The 17,129-nt window shown below is 43.3% G+C and carries 17 protein-coding genes, 1 pseudogene and 1 CRISPR repeat array; of the genes and pseudogenes, 4 read left to right on the plus strand and 14 right to left on the minus strand.

Translation table 11 applies throughout. The annotated features are described in order from the left end of the window. Positions 1–769 precede the first annotated feature (769 nt). On the plus strand, positions 770–952 hold the full coding sequence (locus OCU60_RS14605; RefSeq protein ID WP_074371922.1) for a hypothetical protein: 183 nt from the start codon (positions 770–772) through the stop codon (positions 950–952). A 57-nt stretch (positions 953–1,009) separates the two neighbouring features. After that, positions 1,010–1,277: a CRISPR direct-repeat array (repeat unit 28 nt; unit sequence TTTCTAAGCTGCCTATGCGGCAGTGAAC). A gap of 314 nt (positions 1,278–1,591) precedes the next feature. Here the strand turns inward: OCU60_RS14605 and OCU60_RS14610 are convergent. The 11 genes and pseudogenes from OCU60_RS14610 to OCU60_RS14660 form a co-directional block, all read right to left on the minus strand. Further along, positions 1,592–2,122 (minus strand): ankyrin repeat domain-containing protein, encoded by a 531-nt coding sequence (locus OCU60_RS14610; protein ID WP_074371923.1) that lies wholly within the window; start codon positions 2,120–2,122, stop codon positions 1,592–1,594. After that, positions 2,119–3,678, minus strand: a complete 1,560-nt coding sequence (locus OCU60_RS14615; RefSeq protein WP_083602575.1) for an S-type pyocin domain-containing protein — start codon at positions 3,676–3,678, stop codon at positions 2,119–2,121. Before OCU60_RS14615 ends, OCU60_RS14610 begins: the two co-directional genes overlap by 4 nt. A 308-nt stretch (positions 3,679–3,986) precedes the next feature. Next, entirely contained in the window at positions 3,987–5,990 is a 2,004-nt protein-coding gene (locus OCU60_RS14620; protein WP_074371925.1) for an acyltransferase family protein, read from the minus strand. Positions 5,991–6,362: 372 nt separating this feature from the next. Then, positions 6,363–7,571, minus strand: a complete 1,209-nt coding sequence (locus tag OCU60_RS14625) for an IS256 family transposase (protein WP_261854726.1) — start codon at positions 7,569–7,571, stop codon at positions 6,363–6,365. A 747-nt stretch (positions 7,572–8,318) separates the two neighbouring features. Continuing rightward, positions 8,319–9,959 carry a hypothetical protein gene (locus OCU60_RS14630; RefSeq protein ID WP_074374991.1) on the minus strand — a complete coding sequence of 547 codons (1,641 nt, stop codon included), beginning with the start codon at positions 9,957–9,959 and terminating at the stop codon, positions 8,319–8,321. After that, entirely contained in the window at positions 9,956–10,429 is a 474-nt protein-coding gene (locus OCU60_RS14635; protein WP_095533347.1) for a baseplate complex protein, read from the minus strand. Before OCU60_RS14635 ends, OCU60_RS14630 begins: the two co-directional genes overlap by 4 nt. A 3-nt stretch (positions 10,430–10,432) precedes the next feature. Then, a complete protein-coding gene (locus OCU60_RS14640) occupies positions 10,433–11,026 on the minus strand; it encodes a DUF2586 family protein (RefSeq protein ID WP_235862241.1) in 594 nt (197 codons plus the stop codon). 2 nt (positions 11,027–11,028) lie between these two features. After that, on the minus strand, positions 11,029–11,688 hold the full coding sequence (locus OCU60_RS14645) for a phage virion morphogenesis protein (protein ID WP_038157299.1): 660 nt from the start codon (positions 11,686–11,688) through the stop codon (positions 11,029–11,031). Next, the gene (locus OCU60_RS14650; protein ID WP_074374990.1) at positions 11,681–12,169 is read right to left on the minus strand and encodes a phage tail protein; all 489 of its coding nucleotides are present in this window, start codon (positions 12,167–12,169) and stop codon (positions 11,681–11,683) included. The genes OCU60_RS14645 and OCU60_RS14650 overlap by 8 nt, the downstream gene beginning before the upstream one ends. After that, entirely contained in the window at positions 12,166–12,630 is a 465-nt protein-coding gene (locus OCU60_RS14655) for a head completion/stabilization protein (RefSeq protein WP_074374989.1), read from the minus strand. Before OCU60_RS14655 ends, OCU60_RS14650 begins: the two co-directional genes overlap by 4 nt. A gap of 108 nt (positions 12,631–12,738) precedes the next feature. After that, positions 12,739–12,990: pseudogene (locus tag OCU60_RS14660) on the minus strand (terminase); the annotation flags it as partial. Positions 12,991–13,015: 25 nt separating this feature from the next. Here OCU60_RS14660 and OCU60_RS23045 point away from each other — a divergent pair. The 3 genes from OCU60_RS23045 to OCU60_RS14680 all read left to right on the plus strand — a co-directional run bounded on the left by OCU60_RS23045 (position 13,016) and on the right by OCU60_RS14680 (position 16,143). Further along, complete coding sequence (locus tag OCU60_RS23045) at positions 13,016–14,290, plus strand: replication endonuclease (protein WP_095533346.1); 1,275 nt, start codon at positions 13,016–13,018, stop codon at positions 14,288–14,290. After that, positions 14,290–14,808: an ankyrin repeat domain-containing protein gene (locus OCU60_RS14675; RefSeq protein ID WP_074374988.1), complete on the plus strand. Its 519-nt coding sequence runs from the start codon at positions 14,290–14,292 to the stop codon at positions 14,806–14,808. Before OCU60_RS23045 ends, OCU60_RS14675 begins: the two co-directional genes overlap by 1 nt. Before the next feature lie 732 nt (positions 14,809–15,540). Further along, on the plus strand, positions 15,541–16,143 hold the full coding sequence (locus tag OCU60_RS14680) for a hypothetical protein (protein WP_074374987.1): 603 nt from the start codon (positions 15,541–15,543) through the stop codon (positions 16,141–16,143). A gap of 90 nt (positions 16,144–16,233) precedes the next feature. Here the strand turns inward: OCU60_RS14680 and OCU60_RS14685 are convergent, their stop codons facing one another. From OCU60_RS14685 to OCU60_RS14695, 3 genes are all read right to left on the minus strand, one after another. Next, positions 16,234–16,500, minus strand: coding sequence for a RebB family R body protein (locus OCU60_RS14685; RefSeq protein ID WP_021019365.1), 267 nt, complete (start codon positions 16,498–16,500; stop codon positions 16,234–16,236). A 67-nt stretch (positions 16,501–16,567) separates the two neighbouring features. Then, entirely contained in the window at positions 16,568–16,807 is a 240-nt protein-coding gene (locus OCU60_RS14690; RefSeq protein ID WP_228448897.1) for a RebB family R body protein, read from the minus strand. A 52-nt stretch (positions 16,808–16,859) separates the two neighbouring features. Next, positions 16,860–17,126 (minus strand): RebB family R body protein, encoded by a 267-nt coding sequence (locus tag OCU60_RS14695; protein ID WP_074374986.1) that lies wholly within the window; start codon positions 17,124–17,126, stop codon positions 16,860–16,862. Positions 17,127–17,129 lie beyond the last annotated feature (3 nt).

Raw genomic sequence — 17,129 nt, forward strand, 5'->3', positions numbered from 1 at the left:
AAAACAAGATTGTGCGTCAAAATTTGGAGCCGGAAGCTGGGGGAGATGAATATTGTGGCTCTGTTGTTTGAGGCGCAATCAGTTTATTAATTTCTGCGACATCTGATGCACGCGCCCCAGATACTTTTGGCGTTCCAAAAGTACCCAAAAGAACGTTTTAGTTCGTGGTCGCTGGCCGGGTCGGATTGATTCGCATCCTGCTCAAGCAATCCTGAAAAATCGTCCTGATTTTTCACCCTGAGTCCTGTGACCAAATTGGCTTTTCACTATGTTTCACTGAATTCAAATCAACCACTCAACCAAGAAAACCATTCAAGGAAGAATGATTAAGCGGATTGTGCGTCAAATCTGGAGAGCCGAAGGCTGGAAAAAACAGACACTGAGACCACAAACCCCCTCCAATACTTTGAAATCACTCGCAAAAAAATGACAAACCAAGTATTAGAAAAGTATGAGATTTAACAACACCACTCGCGTTTCACACTGCGACCACTCGTCAACATCCCTGATGCCACTTACGCTGCACAGGCACCGAAAAAAACGGTGTCGGGATTGGAACACCGATAAAACTCGATAGCACATAATATGCTGAACTTGTCTCAGTGTTTTTTTATGTGTAGCCTTGATTCGCTCAAATTATGGTGAGCTGACAAGGCAGCGTATGCTGGCCGTACTTCGAGGCGGTTGTTCCAACCTTGTTCAGCTCACCACCTAAAGATTGGAACCTTTGCGTGGTGGGGGCAATCCATACTCTCGAAGAGGCTTTTCCATGTCAAAAACCAACCTCGATTTACACCTGACTGCTCGCGGCTATCTGATTGATTGTCTTATTACCAATACGCACCCCAGTATCGATCAAAATGAACTGCGAGAGGTGCTTTTGTACCTCAATAATCTGATTACCTTTGATGAAATAAATCTACGGAAAGAAGAAATCATGCTCGATGAGTAAGCCAGTGGCTGATTGAAATAAATCGGAGTGGCATCAGCCTCAACTGAGTGTCACTCCTTTCTAAGCTGCCTATGCGGCAGTGAACAATTTCGGGGGCTTCAAGCGTGATGCTGTGATTTTCTAAGCTGCCTATGCGGCAGTGAACTGGTTAACCGAAGTGGCCGCAAAACAGTGGCTTTTCTAAGCTGCCTATGCGGCAGTGAACAGCCAATGGTTGAGGCGGAAAGCACCTCAATATTTCTAAGCTGCCTATGCGGCAGTGAACCACAAACTTACGTCGTCAATTCAGGGGTTACTTTTCTAAGCTGCCTATGCGGCAGTGAACAATGAACATATCACGAAAAAATAAGCACTAGCAAGATGTTAGCTACAAAAACCCTTTTTTACCTTGTTAAAATCGCCCTTCTGTATCTTGCTGTTTTTATTGGTTATTTTTTAGGGGCAAAAAAAGAAGGTCTAACATGCTTAAATTTTTCCTAATTCCACCAATCAAGTTAGCTTCGCTTTCACTATGTTTCCCTCAATTCAAATCAACCACTCAACCAAGAAAACCATTCCGGGAGAAAGATTAAGCGGATTGTGCGTCAAAATTTGGGGGCCGGAGGCTGGAAATGTTGCTTGATTGATAGTGGGTTCTATTTAGTAATGACTGACTAATTCAATAATCTTAGGATCCATGTCATCGAGTAAGTTAACAAGCTCTCGGGCTGATTTTCCCTTTTCTGTTTTAGCATCAGGATCAGCACCAAAATCAAGCAATAGTTTGACAACATCATATACAAATGGTTTTCCTCGAAATGCCATTCGAAGGGCGTTTATGCTATCTATACCTCTGTGCTCAATCAATTGATCAGCACCGTTTTCCAACAAGAGCCGCATCCCCTCAGCGTTGCGTTGACGAACGGCATAAATCAGTGGCGTATAGCCATAGCTATCAATTGCGTTGACATCCAGCCCTTGGTCAATCAGGTATTGGACAGACTCAATCGGAGGACTTTCCTCTGGGTCTGTAGACGTTGACATCAGGATTTTATGCAAGTAACTCCATTTTTCCGATTCTGATATTCTGTGAATGTCTGCACCGTCTTCAATCAATGTTTCAGCTTGTCGTATTTGCCCATTCCTCAAGGCCTTAAAAAGCTTATATTCCGGTCTTTCCGTATATTTCATTTCAATTGTCTCTTCTCTAAAAATTTGTCCATATCTTCAAGAATTTTTTCTAGGTCATCACTGCCCGGTTTTTCGTTTGCATGACTAAGGTTGGTCTTGGCACCCTCAATCAGGAAATAGTCAGGGTGTGAATTCACAAAATCATTTAACTCTTCCTGCGTCATTCCCATCTCATCAGCGGCTCTGAGTATCCGTCGGTTTTCAACCCCAAATCGATGTCCGTAATGCCAATCTGTAATTACGTTGCCATCTTCATCGACGAAATGACCATTTAACTTTTCTGCCTCTGCTTCAATCTGTCTTTTGGTCTCAGCCCGCAGGGATGTTCGGTTCAGCTCCGGTTTGGGGGACTGACTCGCACCAAACTGACCATTCGGTTGACGGACTTGATGACTATATACCACATACAATGGTGGTAGTCCGGTATCTGCCGGAAAGGTCAGAATATAGTCTTGTAAATCCGCATCCGCGATTGGCGTGATGTAGGTGTTATCAAATTCTTGGCCTTGCTCAGCCTCCGGATGGATCCAGATATCGAACTTTTCCATCTCTGGGATGGGATTAATCAGGATCGGTTTGCCGCCAAAATCGCCACTCATCGGCACCCATTCAATGGTGACATCCGGCTCTAACGCAACGACAAATTTATCACCGACCCGAGTCACTTCACGCTTGGGAATATTCACCCCATTGACGTGATAACCGTAAATCCGATTATCAGCATTGAACCCTAAGCGGATATTGGTTTCAACCGTGGTTTTGTCAAGCAGGTCATTTTCATTGTACAGCGTCCCGTCACCAAACTGGCTGGGCAGAAATGCGGCCAGAATACCCACCCGACCGACAATTTTCATCGTCAGATTCGGCAGCGCTGCCAGTGCTGCACCGCCAATACGCGTTAAAAAAGCGTCTTCAGTTGCGGCCGTCCCAATCCCCTGACCAATCGCCAGCATATAGGCAGCATACTCACCCAGAGAAGAGAGTTGCTCTCTTTGTGTACCGATATCACACGTTCCCCTCGGCACAAGGGCAGATTTAGCGAAACGTGAGGGTTTGATCGGTGGCTTGTTAAACGCGTCTTGCCATGATGACGGGGGCAGTTGTATGTTCTCTAATTCTTGTAACCGCTCCTGACGCTGCCTGACTAGCCGCTCTTGTAAAGTCAGCTTCACAGGTTCACGTTCAACATAAGGCTCGGTAGACACAGAAGCATTCACACTGCCGGAATACGTTGCACCAATGCCATGATTGACCAGCGCTACTCTGGCGGTATAAGCCTTGTACGCCAGCCCGTCGAGCTGAGGCTCAACCTCGGGATTGACTCGCCAGTATTGATTACCCCATTCATCCCGATCCCGAATCAATAAGGGGATGGATGGCGTATCCGTGAGTAAGACTTGATGGCCGCTGCGTAGCTGCTCAAGAAAATCAGCAAAGCGTATTCCAGAAGGTATGACAGATTTCACATCTGACTCGCGTATGGAGGCAAAATCCCCTTCAACTTGAGCAAATTCATACCTCATTAGGTTGTAGATTTGAGTGGTTTGATCGTTCATTGACGTTGTTGACTATGCTGTGATTCTTTTTTGTGGATGAAAGCTTATTGATAACACTGTTTTTATATGAGTCAATAATTATACTCAATAGAGTTTATAAGTCATATTTGAATTTAGCTTTCTGATGGGGAAAGGTAATTTTTGGAATGGGGGTAACAGGGAAGCTCGCTTGAGATGATTAAATTGTGGTTTGGTATGTGGCCATCTCACTCTTTTATCTTTAAATACTTAAAAGTCAATTATTTATCTGAAATTGTCTTATCGATTGACAAAAAAGTGTCCACAGATTTCACTATGTGCACTCTCCTTTACTCGAGAATAGAAAGATCCGATAAATTTAGCTTATCTATAACCATTTCTGCACCATGCACTGATAAATGATCATCATCAAAATAGTAAAGACTAGAAGCATTGAGATCATAGGCATAACACTTATCTTCGCGGCACAATGACTTTTCAGGGTAAAGACGTATCACCCGTTTCCCTTCAACTGCATCCAACAACTTATAACTATCCTTTGAACGGTTCAAAAAATGATCTCTACTTATAGTAAAATTAAAGTTTTCCAAAGCTTCAATTTTAGATTTCATAGAAAATTCTCTTCGCACTATTTGGTTGAGTTTTCTAGGAATATCTATTGCGAGCTCTGGTTCTGGATATATAAGAACAAGTGTATTGTTTCTAGCCCATAAGTTTAACTTAGATAGAATCGAATCATATACCGATGAACCGTCATTTGGTTTTTGTATGTTATTCAATTTATGTTCTACATCGCCATATTCATTTGTGTATTGAACACCAGACAAGTACCAGTTAAGTCTGGCTGAAAATACAACCACATTATTTCCCATCTCTATAAATTTGGAAAAGCTCTTTGACCTAGTCTCACATGAGATATGTAGTACTGAATTGTCATACATTTTTATTGTGTCCATTCCTAAACACACATCACTAGTTAACTGGACGAAATTAAAATCATCTCCAAACTTTTCTTTAATAGACAAGCCGTAGCTACCTGCATGACTATCACCAACTAGAACGATGTTTTTTTTATCTGCATCAATATCAGAAACGCCACATGCTTGATTGAAATCTTTATCATGACAAACTACACCATCAATCTTATTAAGTTTATTCCCATTAATATCATAGAACATATGACTTATATTATATCCAGTCATTTGGTGTAACTTACCATCTTTATAGACAACATACATTGAAAAAATAACACCTGATAGTGAAATTAAGAATAAGAATAGTTTCTTATTCTTTAAGTTCTTTCTGAATGGATTTTCTATTAAGTAGTATGAGATTACCGCAAAAAACAGTGTCAATATAGAAACCAATAGTAATTGTTCTATGTTAAGGTTATCTCCTTTGATAGTCCTAACTGTAGCTAAGACAGGTTGGTGCCATAAATATAGAGAATAGGAAATCACCCCAACAAATGAAACAAACCTCAATGTAATCAGACTATTGATTAGATCACCTTCTTTGTTGAATATGATAAAAAGTGCACCTCCAAAGATAGGTAATAGAGTTATAAATGAAGGGTGCCTAGCAGAATCAGGTATAAATAAAATACTATAAATAATCAATACAATACCAAGCAGTGATAATGACTGGTATATTATATTTCTATTATTACTATTATTTAGTAAAAAGTCTCTATTCACGAATGCAATCAACCCACCTATTAACAACTCCCATGCTCTAGTTGGAAATGAATAGAACGCGAAACTTTCATTATATGCGGATAAAAAATGGGATATAGAGAATGATATCAAAGTTAAAATAAACAAGATGATGAAAATATGATTTCTTGCTAATTTATACGTTAATGCATATATAAATGGATATATAAGATAAAATTGCCATTCAGTTGATAGACTCCAAGTATGAATTAAGAATTCATACATATTTGATACAGCCGTATAAGGGTCTTGCGCATAGAAATAATAGTTAGAAAAGAATAAGATTGAGCTTAAAAAAGATTTAGCAAAATTAACCAAATCATTCGGCAACAATAATTGATAAGATATAACACAGAAGAATACCATCATAAAAACTAATGCAGGGAATATCCTCTTAAATCTTTTATTATAAAAATTTAGTATGTTAAATTTACCATTAGATATTTCATTATTTAATATATTAGTAATTAGATAGCCAGATAAAATGAAAAATAAATCCACTCCTAAATACCCACCTTGGAATATCTGGATATTATACATATAAATTTTGAAGTGATATAAAATTACAGAAACAACGGCTATAGCCCGAAGTCCGTCTAAATCTTTTCTATATAACATACTACACTGCCAGTTAAAAACTAGATTTAAAAATTGAAGCCATTATACATAGAAAAGAAACCATATGCTATTTCAAACATACACTAAGTAAGATTAACGCAGTTGATTAGTCATTAAACATCAATAGCTTACTTAATGATTTCGCACCAAATGGCGATGAAGTGGCGATACAATTTAGTGGCGACACTTTTGTTTTATAGCATCTTACAAATCAGGCTTAGATGACTGGCTTGGAATGTGTTTGCGTAAAGGGTAGACGAAATAGGCTTCTTTTTTACAATTCGTACAGGTGTGTCGCCATTGGTTATTGCTAGGTAATGTCGAGCTATCGACTCGGTAGAGACTGTTCATTATTCTGTGTCACGCCCATTTTTATAAATCCAGATATGGAGTGAGTCTGCCTTCAAAGTGGATGCTGAGCTGAGACAGTGTCAGGTTCCAGTTCTGCACCGGATGCGTCCACTTTTCACTGGCTTTCAACATACCTGCATACAACAGCTTGAGCAAGCTGGTTTCATTAGCAAAACCGCCCTTGGTTTTGGTCAGTTTGCGGAACTGACGATGTACCGCCTCAACCGCATTGGTGGTGTAAATGGCTCTGCGGACCTGTTCGGGATATTTGAAATACACCGATAAGTTCTCCCATTTATTGCGCCATGACTGAATCACCAGCGGGTATTGTGGTCCCCATTTGGCTTCCAGCTCATCCAGCTCATGTTCGGCAGCTTTAAGGGTTGCCGCTTTATAAACACATTTTAAATCCGCCATAAACGCTTTCTGATTTTTGCTGGCGACATACTTCATCGAGTTACGGATTTGATGGATAACACAGAGTTGGACTTCAGTCTGCGGGTAAATGGTTTCAATCGCCTGAGGGAACCCTTTGAGGCCATCGACACAAGCAATACAAATATCTTTGACACCGCGATTTTGTAAGTCGGTCAGGACACTGAGCCAGTAATGCGCGCCTTCGGCATCAGAGAGATAAATCCCCAGCAGCTCTTTTTTTCCTTCGATATTGAGTGCAAGGATGGTGTAAATGGCTTTGGAAACAAAGCGACCGTTTTCCTTGATTTTGTAGTGAACGGCATCAAGCCAGACGACCGGATAGACGGGGTCTAAATCCCGCTCCTGCCATGCTCTGAGCTCAGGGATAAGACGGTCGGTGATGGCGTTAATCGTGCCATTGGAAACGCTGATACCATACATATCCAGCAGATATTCCCGGATATGTTGATAGCTGTTGCCAAGGGCAAACAGGGAGAGGACATTACGTTCCATCTCATCGGTCAGTCGGGTCTGGTGCTTCTTGACAGTTTGCGGGTCAAAAGAGCCATTTCGGTCACGGGGCGTTTCAAGTTCAAATTCCCCGGATGAGGTTTTAACGGTTTTGCGGGATTTTCCATTTTTGCGATTGTCGGGCTCAGCTTCAAGGTGCTGTTCGATTTCAGCCCCGAGCGCGGCTTCAGTGATTTGCTTAATCAACGGGGTGAGCAAACCGTCTTTGCCGTTGAGGCCCTGACCGGATTGCAATGCTTTGGCAAAAGCTTGAATATCAATTTCGAATTTATCGTCAGACATAAGGTGTCATTTCCTTTTTGGTTCAGTTTAAAGAAATGACACAGAAATTTGAACACTACCACTCGGTACACACCACCGCTGCATTCATCACATTCAAACTCCACCAATCCCACTGTAATTTGCTTTCTTTTCTTCATAATCAGTTAACAAAATCCGCTTTTTTGTGGTATCACTTTGTCTAATGTTTCCGTAAAGCTTTTCTTTTTTTCCTCTGTTCTGTTTTGAAAAAATACAAATCCACTAAAATTCGCTTTCAAGCCTTGTCCTATCTAGCTTAACAAGACACAGAAGAGATCTTTAAAAATCCTTTTCAGATCATCTAAACAGTGACAAAAAACATTCCACCCATTATTTATCAATAGCTTACAAGCAGGCACTAGATCTTTTCTGATCGTTAATTTTTCAATTTACTGAAAAAAACTGAAATGACTGAAATTCTATATAGGGCTATATGAGCCATTTTGATAGGGGTTGCCCCACCCCGAAGCTCCTTATAGCAAAAGGCTTTGCTCCTCATCCGCTTGGTTTGCTGCCCCCCTGATTTTTCATAACTCAAAAACTGTAAAAAAACTGTTCGAAAAACCGCGCAGGCGGGTGAGGAGAGTGCGGATTTTGTCATCCGGTCGTTGTGTTTCGTGGCTCTGTGGTCGCTGTTTGCCCCGTAGTGGTGTTGTTCTGGTTTTGCCTTGATGCAGACATAAAGAAACACAGCCGTTTGGCTGCGTTGATTGTGGGGATTTCTGTGGGCTAACTTGTTTGTGTAATTGGGTCGAGTCGCCCTTTGAGGTTGGAACTATCCGAGCCATGGCCACTAATGGCACTCGCTTGAACTGGTGCTTTAGTTGTTGCCGGGCCAGCTACTACACCACTATGCGTATGAGTCGCTAATGTGTCGGCAAGTTCTTTCACTACCTGCATAAGTTCAGACAGAAGAATTAAAACGTTCTCTTGCTTAGAGCCTACCCACGTTTTTGGTGACTGCAACCATTGATGCTCAGCGGCAATACTTCGGCGAACTTTGCCGATAGTCTCTACCAGTTCGCCAGCAGTCGCGGTTTGCATATTGCCCAAGCTGCCTAGCACTATGTCATCACCTGCTATTAGGTTAATTGCGCCTAGTGCTTCAATAAGCTTTTTGCCGATCACTTCTTCAATGCTGTGCTCATCAACCAAAATATGGTGCTGACCAAATGCACCACGATAGCGTTCCACTTGGTCGAGCTTTTCGAATGCTCTTTGGCTTTGCGTTTGGTCGGTTTTCTGGGTGGTGTTTCCTGCTGCATCAATTCGGTTGCTGACCTCTTCACGCTGCTGCTGCAGTTGTTCCCCCGGCTCTATCGACGGCAATGCATATTCACGGCCATAAACACCACGAATGATAGGTTTGTCATTGCGACCATAGGCGAAAGCGATTTCAACCAATGTTCCCTCTAGCGGGTAAGACAGCAATCCAGATTCATGCCCACTAATATGAACAGGCAATGGAATCGAACGATAGACAGGCACGTTAATGTCAGGGTTTAAGTTTTCATCAAGAACCTGAACATCTACCGCAAATCTTGGGCGGAATGGGTCAGCAACTTGCCCGGCTGTCGCTGTGTCTCTTACTACCTCAACACGGCCAAACTTAGGCAAATGAAAACCTGCTGCCAACTCTGGGAAGTTCTGCAGCGTTTCACGTTTCTTCGGTGACACTTCGGATTGTTCAGTTTTCCAATAAGCGGTCATTTCGTCTTGAATTAAATCAACTCGATTAACTCGCTTGTCGTTCATGACTCTACCCGGTCTTAACATAGGAAACGGAACAAAGGTGACACTGTTACCACTTTGGCGACTAGTGAACTCTTCCGGTACTGGCATGGGTTTATTGCCGAAATGACTATCTTGATACGAACCGAAGTACACGACCTGATCAGTATGTTGGAACCAAACACAATCAGGAATAGAAAAAGCCTTAGCGATTTGCTCTAAACATTGATAGCCCGTTCCTTGGCAAACAAAGTTTGGAATAGTGGTTTTGATGTAGTCAGCATCAGGCAAATTAAACTCAAGCCCTGTCAAATCAGAAAGAACGCCGATCACCTGCTCTGCGGTCGGGTGCTCTAGACTAACCGCCCAACGTTTAGACAAAATGCCAGCCAGTTCTTTAACCGTAATCTTATGATAGCCATTTGCTGCAGGTTGAACTTTGTCGATATACCCCTCAAACCAAGGGGTGGTTTTGTTCTCGTAACCAATATCAAAACGTACAGACGCAAACTGCTCTGGCTTTTCCTTGGTTTCAACTTCGAAGATCGCAACACTGCCTAGTGATAGCTTTAGGCTCACCATGTTACTAATCAGTTTGACTTCTTCACCACTAATAAACAGGCGTTTTTCTAGCTTCATTGCGTTGCTTCCTCTGCGTTATTCAGTGCTTGTTTTAGTCGTGTGTTTTCTCGCTGTTCTGGTTTGGTTTGCTCTTTGGCTCGTTGCTCTTTTTGTTCTGCCACACTGTTGTGCTCTCGCAACTCAAAAGAGACGTTCCAAGCCTGTAATGTTTCATGCTCTCTCGCATTGATACGGCCAGTAAATTTCACATTGCGAATCTTGAGTGCTAACGCAATATCATTACCAATCCGATAAACCCTGCGCGTATTGGTGTCGTCTTTGTCCGATGCAAGCGAATACAACTGAGTGAGCGTTTCTACACGTGTGAATGGAACACGACCACTAAAGGTCAGTTTCTTGCCTTTATCGCCTTGCTCTGCCGTATCTGTACCCGATGATTGACCGCTCATGTCTTGGTCTTTTAACTCCATCGACATTTCAACTTTCATCGAGTCTAAGTTAACCGGCACACCATCGAGAGCTAACATTGACTACCTCCCGTTTGCTAAACGGCCAGCGTAAATACCGACTGTTGAGTTTTCTTTGTGAACTTGAGGAACAACGGTGATGTACTCACTTGCGATGCTTGTTGGTACCGCTACTGTTGCTGCCAACCACTCCGCCCATGTTTCACCCGTCACAGAATCATCATTGATACCCGGTAAGGTGCAGATCATGAATACTTCACGGCCTAACTTGTTTTTCAGTTCAGTACGAAAAGCAACAGCATCTTCAAGAGTCGATGTGCCTGTATCTGGCTTATCAAGGACAACGGCTTCAAAGCTTGATGTTTCATTGGCTTTAAACACTGCGGCTTGCCAACTGTCTGCTGGGTCTAAGACGATCACACCTGCAGTCCAGTTCTGTTTCCCGTTTAACTGGGCGGCTTTTAGCGTAAGCATGTGCACAGGGTCGATGTTATCGAACGTGCTGTCTGCAAAATCCGTGGTGTTGTCCACCATGATTAGGTTGCGCTCTGTTCCTGCGACTGTGCCGTACACAACAAACAGAAAGTGAAATTCAACGCCCGGAATCGGTCCGCGCATCATGTTCAGAATGTTAATAATGACGGTAGGCCATGCCATGTTTAGTTGCTCCTGTTTCGATTCAATTCCCGCTTGATAATCATTGCTGCCCGTTTGGGACTAATGCCTATCAATCGGCGTTCTGGGCGATCTACTTCCCACTTACGTGATGGAGTTTTGTTTTCCAGATCACTAATCAGTTTTGCGGCTTCGGCTACGGTCATATTCTGAGTAATGAATTTGAGCGTTGGCTTTTTGCCTCTCTTCTGCCTGCCTTGGGGCGGAAGTCTGTAACCTAAATCGCGTAGCTCTTTCGCTTGCTCTCTAGTTGCCGGGTCGGTTTTCTTTGGCTCTTTCGCTTTCTTGGCTTGCTTGAACCTCTGCTGCAAACCGCTTTTCTCTGCTTCACCTGTATGATGAGCCAGTGCTACGGTTCCTCGTCTTGAGGGCCAACCAACAACCAAAACCCGGTTATTGTCTTTTTGAAAATGCTTTAGCTTCTTGGTGAAGCCTCTAAGCATCTTGCGCCTGCCTTTTTTGCGCTTTGACCACGATTTACCGTCTGGGTCACGCTGTGCTCGAATGTTCTTTTTGGTCGTCTTGGTGATGTATTTACCAAGCTCTTTCAGCACTCTGGCTCTGGCTTTTTTATCAAGCTTTAACAGCTCGAATTGCTCTTTAACTCGCAGATAACTGCGCTTATCTGCCCGTATCTCATACATTGCGAATAACTACATTTGATAGCCTTTCCGCCTGCCAAATCTCGTACTCTTCAATCTTCCAGCGTTGACCATTCCAATAGATTGGCCCGTCTGGGTCAGCGGTCACTTTGACTGGTTCTTCAAACATCACTGAGATCAGCACTTCGGCGTTTTTCTCATCTTCCAGCACTACATCTACGTCTGGGTCGTCTAGGTCTTCAATGTGGAAACGGTCAGAATCGTTGTCCATCAACCAAGCCCCAACGTTAGCAAACAGCACTGCAGGGTCGTATTCTTTGAAAGGGAACTTATCGAAGTAGAAATCAGCAACATAACGTTGATAAAGCAGGTCAAAGCCATGGCCCATGTGCTTGGTTTCGAGTTTCAACTCAACCTTGCCCATTTCACATTCCATGCGCTTGGCTATCTTGTCGCCCACAACGCTGATTAAAAATGCGTTTAGGTCACGCAGCTTGTAACCTGCTTGGTACTGCGTACTCATAGCAAATCCACCGATGAACGGTTTAGCCCTTTCATGTTTCGAATAATGCGCTGACTTTCAGAAAGCAGTTCAGTGCGCACCTCGGCGCTTCTGTCTGCCATATGGTCGCCTTTGTCCTTGGTGTGAACAGTGGCAATGTCTGGCAGCAAGTCAGCTTTGGCTCTCGCAAACACTGCTGATTCGTATTGATATACAACACGGTTTTTACCAAGCATCTCCGGAAAAGCAGGAACATCGCCAGCAGTTGCGTGCCCCTCTTCCTGATACTTAGCTTTCAAGTCTTCAAGTTGCTGATTAACTTCCGAAACAGCATTAACTAGAGCAATAGCAATACGTTCTGAATCTTGAGCTGCAGGAATACCGCGACGTTTTTCAAAGTCACCTGCATTGATGTTCGGCCAAAAACCGTCATTGGTGATTTCTGTCGCTTGATAATCCGAACCGGAAGATCCCGAAAACATCGTTATTCCTCTTTAAATAAGTGAGCCTCTAGCCACTGGGTCGACGGTATTGAGTTAGCCTATTGGCACTCTTACCTCACCAGCCGAGGCTCGGCGGCGTAGGAGTCTTTACAGATTCTTGCCATCTTTAATGGCACGAATGCGTTGCTCGATTTGACCAATTTTGGTTTTCACACCCACTTTGTCGTACTTGTCGTGAGCGTGTTGCAGTAGCACCAAAGCTTTTTCTAGTGTTTCCAGACACCCAATAGCCGTTGGTTGTGGTTGACCCTCTTCATTTCGAATAAGGTACAAGCCTGCGAATCGGTACCACTTGGCATGAACTTCTTCATGCAATCGCCACTCTTTTTCGACCTTTTTATTACTGGCATTATCACAAAAAGGTGTGGCTGACCCGAAAATCAGAAAAGGTGAGCTGATGGTCAGAGCCAGAGGCTTTGAAGAGTTGGCGCAAGACTTAGGGCATGAAGCGACCTTTTTAACCATCACCTGCCCGTCAAAGTATCACCGCAGTTATTCCAAATCAGGTGCTATCAATCCCAAGTGGGAAGGATTGACCCCATTAGACGGGCAAGCTTATCTCAATAAACAGTGGCAGCTTATTCGAGCCAAACTTAATCGGCTAGACATCCGCTTTTATGGCTTTCGGGTGGCTGAGCCACAACACGACGGGACACCACACTGGCACTTACTGTTATTTGTCGAAAAGCATCAATATCAAAAGATGGTCAATATCATGCGTGATTATGCCTTGCGTGAAGACGGTGACGAAATCGGAGCCGACAAGCACCGTTTTACCGTAGTAAAAATTGACCCGAAGGCTGGCATTTTGGCTGCATTTATGCCCAGCCAACTTGGTGACGGCACGCTGTACAATGAAAATGACCTGATGGATAAAACCACGGTTGAAACCAATATCCGCTTAGGGTTCAATGCTGATAATCGGATTTACGGTTATCATGTCAATGGGGTGAATATTCCCAAACGTGAAGTGAATCGGGTCAGTGATAAATTTATCGTTGAGTTAGAGCCGGATGTCACTATTGAATGGATACCGATGAGCGGCGATTTTGGCGGTAAACCGATCCTTGTCAATCCCATTCCTGACCTGCAAACTTACAATATCTGGGTGTATCCGGAGGCTGAGCAAGGTCAAGAATTTGATAACACCTACATCACGCCAATTGCTGATGCGGATTTACAAGACTATATTCTGACCTTTCCGGCCGATACCGGATTACCACCACTGTATGTGGTCTATAGTCATCAAGTGCGTCAACCGAATGGTCAGTTTGGTGCGAGCAAGCACCCGAAACCAAACCTTGACCGGACAACGTTGAGGGCTGATACCAAACGGCAGATTGAAGAAGAGGCCGAAAAGAATGCACAAGGTCAATTTATTGATGATAAAGGTAATGTGATTACGGACTGGCACTATGGACATCGATTTGGTGTTGAAAACAGACGTATTCTCTTAGCGGCTGACCAGATAGGTATGACGCAGGAAGAATTGAATGATTTTGTGAATTCACATCCTGACTATTTTCTGATTGAGGATGCCAAGACCAACCTTAGTCATGTCAATGAAAAACCGGGCAGTGATGATTTAAGAAAAATTCTCAGAGATATGAGAGCATTTTTGAAAAATAGGAAGACATAATGAGTTACGAATACGAATTATACGATGCTGTACTGGATGGCGAGCTTGATGAAGTCAAAGCGCTTATTGGTAAAGGTGCTGATATTCATGAAATCACAGAATCAGAGCACTGGACATACCTACATCACGTATTTATGTCTCCCTCTACAAAACTAGAGGAAAGAGCACCACTTGAATCGGTGCAGTTTCTGATTGACCAAGGGTTGGATGTCAACGCAATTGATAGCTATGGCTATACGCCACTGATTTATGCCGTTCGTCAACGCAACGTCGAGGGGATGCGGTTATTGTTAGAAAATGGAGCGGATAAGCTGATTGAGCACAGAGGAATAGATACTGTAAATGCTCTTCGAATGTCATTTAAAGGCAAACCATATTTATATGATGTCGTGAAACTATTGCTTGATTTTGGTGCTGATCCTGATTCTCGCCCAGAAGACGGAAAATCATTTCGGGAACTGGCAAATATGCTCGCTGATGTTGATCCAAAAATCATTGAATTAGTCAGTCATTACTAAATAGAACCCACCATCAATCAAGGTAGTGTTTAAAACGGAACCCATTCAGAGCCGCATGATGTTGTGGCTCTTTTTGTATCAGTCCTTTTCCTGCAAAATCAGGGCTTGCAAAGATAGTCAATATGTTTAAAAATCAAGCAAACCTTAAATTAGGCACTTCATTGTTGTTCATGTAAGTCTATGATTATTCAAAACAATTGCGTGTAGCAATGCGTGTCTAAAATTGGTTTTTTAACAAGCAAAAATTTAATTAATTTCAATAAAATCATTTGGTTATAAACAAAAATAAAAAATCGTCCATGATTTTTCACCCTGAGAGCATCGATCAATTGAGCTTTGTTGATTCAATGTTTCACTTTATTCAAATCAACCACCCACCAAAGAAAACCATTCAAGGAAGAATGGTTAGGCTTTTCCGGGCAGGACGCCCGTAAAAGTCGGTTCTGGACAACGCGTAACTCAGCCAAATAAAAAAGATTTTCTGGTGACTCTTGCATCTTGGCAAGAGTTACTGGCGCACAGAGCACCGATGCCTCTGAAATCGAAAAACTAAATTGTGCGTCATATCCCGTGGCCGGAGATATCTAAAAAACCGAACAACTCAACGCCAACACCAACCGAAAGCAGCGCTTTGAGAACTCAGGAAAAAACACCGAGATCCAACACCTCTAATCGCTTACAGTCACCACTGTACACCACACCATCGATGAATCCATCATGTAAGGAGCACAGATGAACGCCCAACAACTTCTCAGCTTTTTTGCCAAGCATTATGATTTTCAGCGAGCCAATCAGTATCTTGCCGATCCGGAGATCCGCGCCTTTGCGAAATCCTGGCTGACGGTCGAGTTGGGGCAAACGCTGCGACAATATCATCCGCATTCACAACTGACCTATACACCACGCTATACCGTCCACGATAACTACCTTCATTACCAAGAAAAGGATGATCAAGTTGACGTTTGTAGTAAACGGAGAGCCTCTTACGCTGATTTCGGTATCCGACAGGAACATAAATCCGTCTGGTATGAAGTGTTCTCAATGCATGAGCAACAGTTTCGTCACGCCCGTGAGCGGCAGAGAATGCATATGAATATGGCCCGAGTGATGGCTTTTCAGCACTATCTGAAAAGTGATCAGGTCTGTTTACTGAGTGTGTTGTGGGGGGCTTTTGATACCCAAGATGCCGCAATGCTGGCTGAATTTGATCATCCGTCCCGCTGTACATATGCGCTGGATTCTCAGCGCTCGGGGAGCGGCCAGATTTCGCGGTTATGTCAGATTGATAAGCAAGCGAAGCCAAGGCTGATTCTGACGGCCTATATGCCCAAGTGATATGCCAAGGTTATATGCCAAAGAAATATTCGTTCCCAAGTCATTATCGACTGAAGTGAGGTGAAGTGAGGTGAGATGAGGTGCGTCGCTTTAATCAAATTTCTTCGCGACTTCTGCCGCTTTATTCCCCAGTTCAGAAAAATTCGCAGTCCCTTTTTCCATCACTTGCTGAGCTTGTTCAATGACCTTGATATATTTTTCATCACCGGTCGCCAACAATTGTGACAGTGCCACCCCAATCGCAGTGGTACTGATCGTATTGAGGTTGCGGAGATTATCGACAGCATCCTGAACGGCAATCGCCGTTGACTGTGCAACGGACTGTTTCGCCTTGTCAGTGGTTGATCCTTTCGACATGGTTCCTCATCAAAGCATCACGCTGAATCAAGATAATGCGTCAAGCGGTGACTTTAATCGTCAGCGCTTAACCTTGCTGTAAAATCAGAGCACAAGCGGTGGATGTTGAAGCATTACTGATGGCTTGCATTCCCTGTTGAATTGTCACCGCATTTTGCATATGCAGTCCCATGGTGTCTGACATGGCTGATTCGGTCAGTTGATTGATCATCTCATCGACCTGTTCCAGATCGGTATTTTCTTGTTTTGCCATGATGCCTTCTCCGTGGATGAAAGGGGTGCCGTTGGTTGAAAGGGGATTCGCCATTCACAGCCCTTGGTTTGAATGGCTGCCCCTTTTTGTTAACCAATGCCAATCGCTAACCTTTTTCGACAATATCTTCAGCAGCACGACCCAATACCGCAGTACCGATAGCTGTCAGTGAGTTAATGCCTTGAACCGTTGCCGATTGCATCGTGATGCCAGCCTGTTGCTGTGCCGATGTGGCGTTATGATTGAGATTCGACATCGCCAGACTCATTGAGGTATAGAAGTTGCCCATCGCATTGGCTGGGGAACTCGCCAGTACCTGCGTATTGGTCTGAGTGATTGCATCTGTAATTTGTTCGTTGACTTTTTTAGACATAAT

Origin of the sequence: Vibrio spartinae (assembly GCF_024347135.1) — a bacterium.
Taxonomy (GTDB): domain Bacteria; phylum Pseudomonadota; class Gammaproteobacteria; order Enterobacterales; family Vibrionaceae; genus Vibrio; species Vibrio spartinae.

Coding starts and splice junctions, on each gene's coding strand:
- OCU60_RS14605 (WP_074371922.1), top strand. CDS start 770: ATGTCAAAAACCAACCTCGATTTACACCTGACTGCTCGCGGCTATCTG.
- OCU60_RS14610 (WP_074371923.1), bottom strand. CDS start 2,122: ATGAAATATACGGAAAGACCGGAATATAAGCTTTTTAAGGCCTTGAGG.
- OCU60_RS14615 (WP_083602575.1), bottom strand. CDS start 3,678: ATGAACGATCAAACCACTCAAATCTACAACCTAATGAGGTATGAATTT.
- OCU60_RS14620 (WP_074371925.1), bottom strand. CDS start 5,990: ATGTTATATAGAAAAGATTTAGACGGACTTCGGGCTATAGCCGTTGTT.
- OCU60_RS14625 (WP_261854726.1), bottom strand. CDS start 7,571: ATGTCTGACGATAAATTCGAAATTGATATTCAAGCTTTTGCCAAAGCA.
- OCU60_RS14630 (WP_074374991.1), bottom strand. CDS start 9,959: ATGAAGCTAGAAAAACGCCTGTTTATTAGTGGTGAAGAAGTCAAACTG.
- OCU60_RS14635 (WP_095533347.1), bottom strand. CDS start 10,429: ATGTTAGCTCTCGATGGTGTGCCGGTTAACTTAGACTCGATGAAAGTT.
- OCU60_RS14640 (WP_235862241.1), bottom strand. CDS start 11,026: ATGGCATGGCCTACCGTCATTATTAACATTCTGAACATGATGCGCGGA.
- OCU60_RS14645 (WP_038157299.1), bottom strand. CDS start 11,688: ATGTATGAGATACGGGCAGATAAGCGCAGTTATCTGCGAGTTAAAGAG.
- OCU60_RS14650 (WP_074374990.1), bottom strand. CDS start 12,169: ATGAGTACGCAGTACCAAGCAGGTTACAAGCTGCGTGACCTAAACGCA.
- OCU60_RS14655 (WP_074374989.1), bottom strand. CDS start 12,630: ATGTTTTCGGGATCTTCCGGTTCGGATTATCAAGCGACAGAAATCACC.
- OCU60_RS14675 (WP_074374988.1), top strand. CDS start 14,290: ATGAGTTACGAATACGAATTATACGATGCTGTACTGGATGGCGAGCTT.
- OCU60_RS14680 (WP_074374987.1), top strand. CDS start 15,541: ATGAACGCCCAACAACTTCTCAGCTTTTTTGCCAAGCATTATGATTTT.
- OCU60_RS14685 (WP_021019365.1), bottom strand. CDS start 16,500: ATGTCGAAAGGATCAACCACTGACAAGGCGAAACAGTCCGTTGCACAG.
- OCU60_RS14690 (WP_228448897.1), bottom strand. CDS start 16,807: ATGGCGAATCCCCTTTCAACCAACGGCACCCCTTTCATCCACGGAGAA.
- OCU60_RS14695 (WP_074374986.1), bottom strand. CDS start 17,126: ATGTCTAAAAAAGTCAACGAACAAATTACAGATGCAATCACTCAGACC.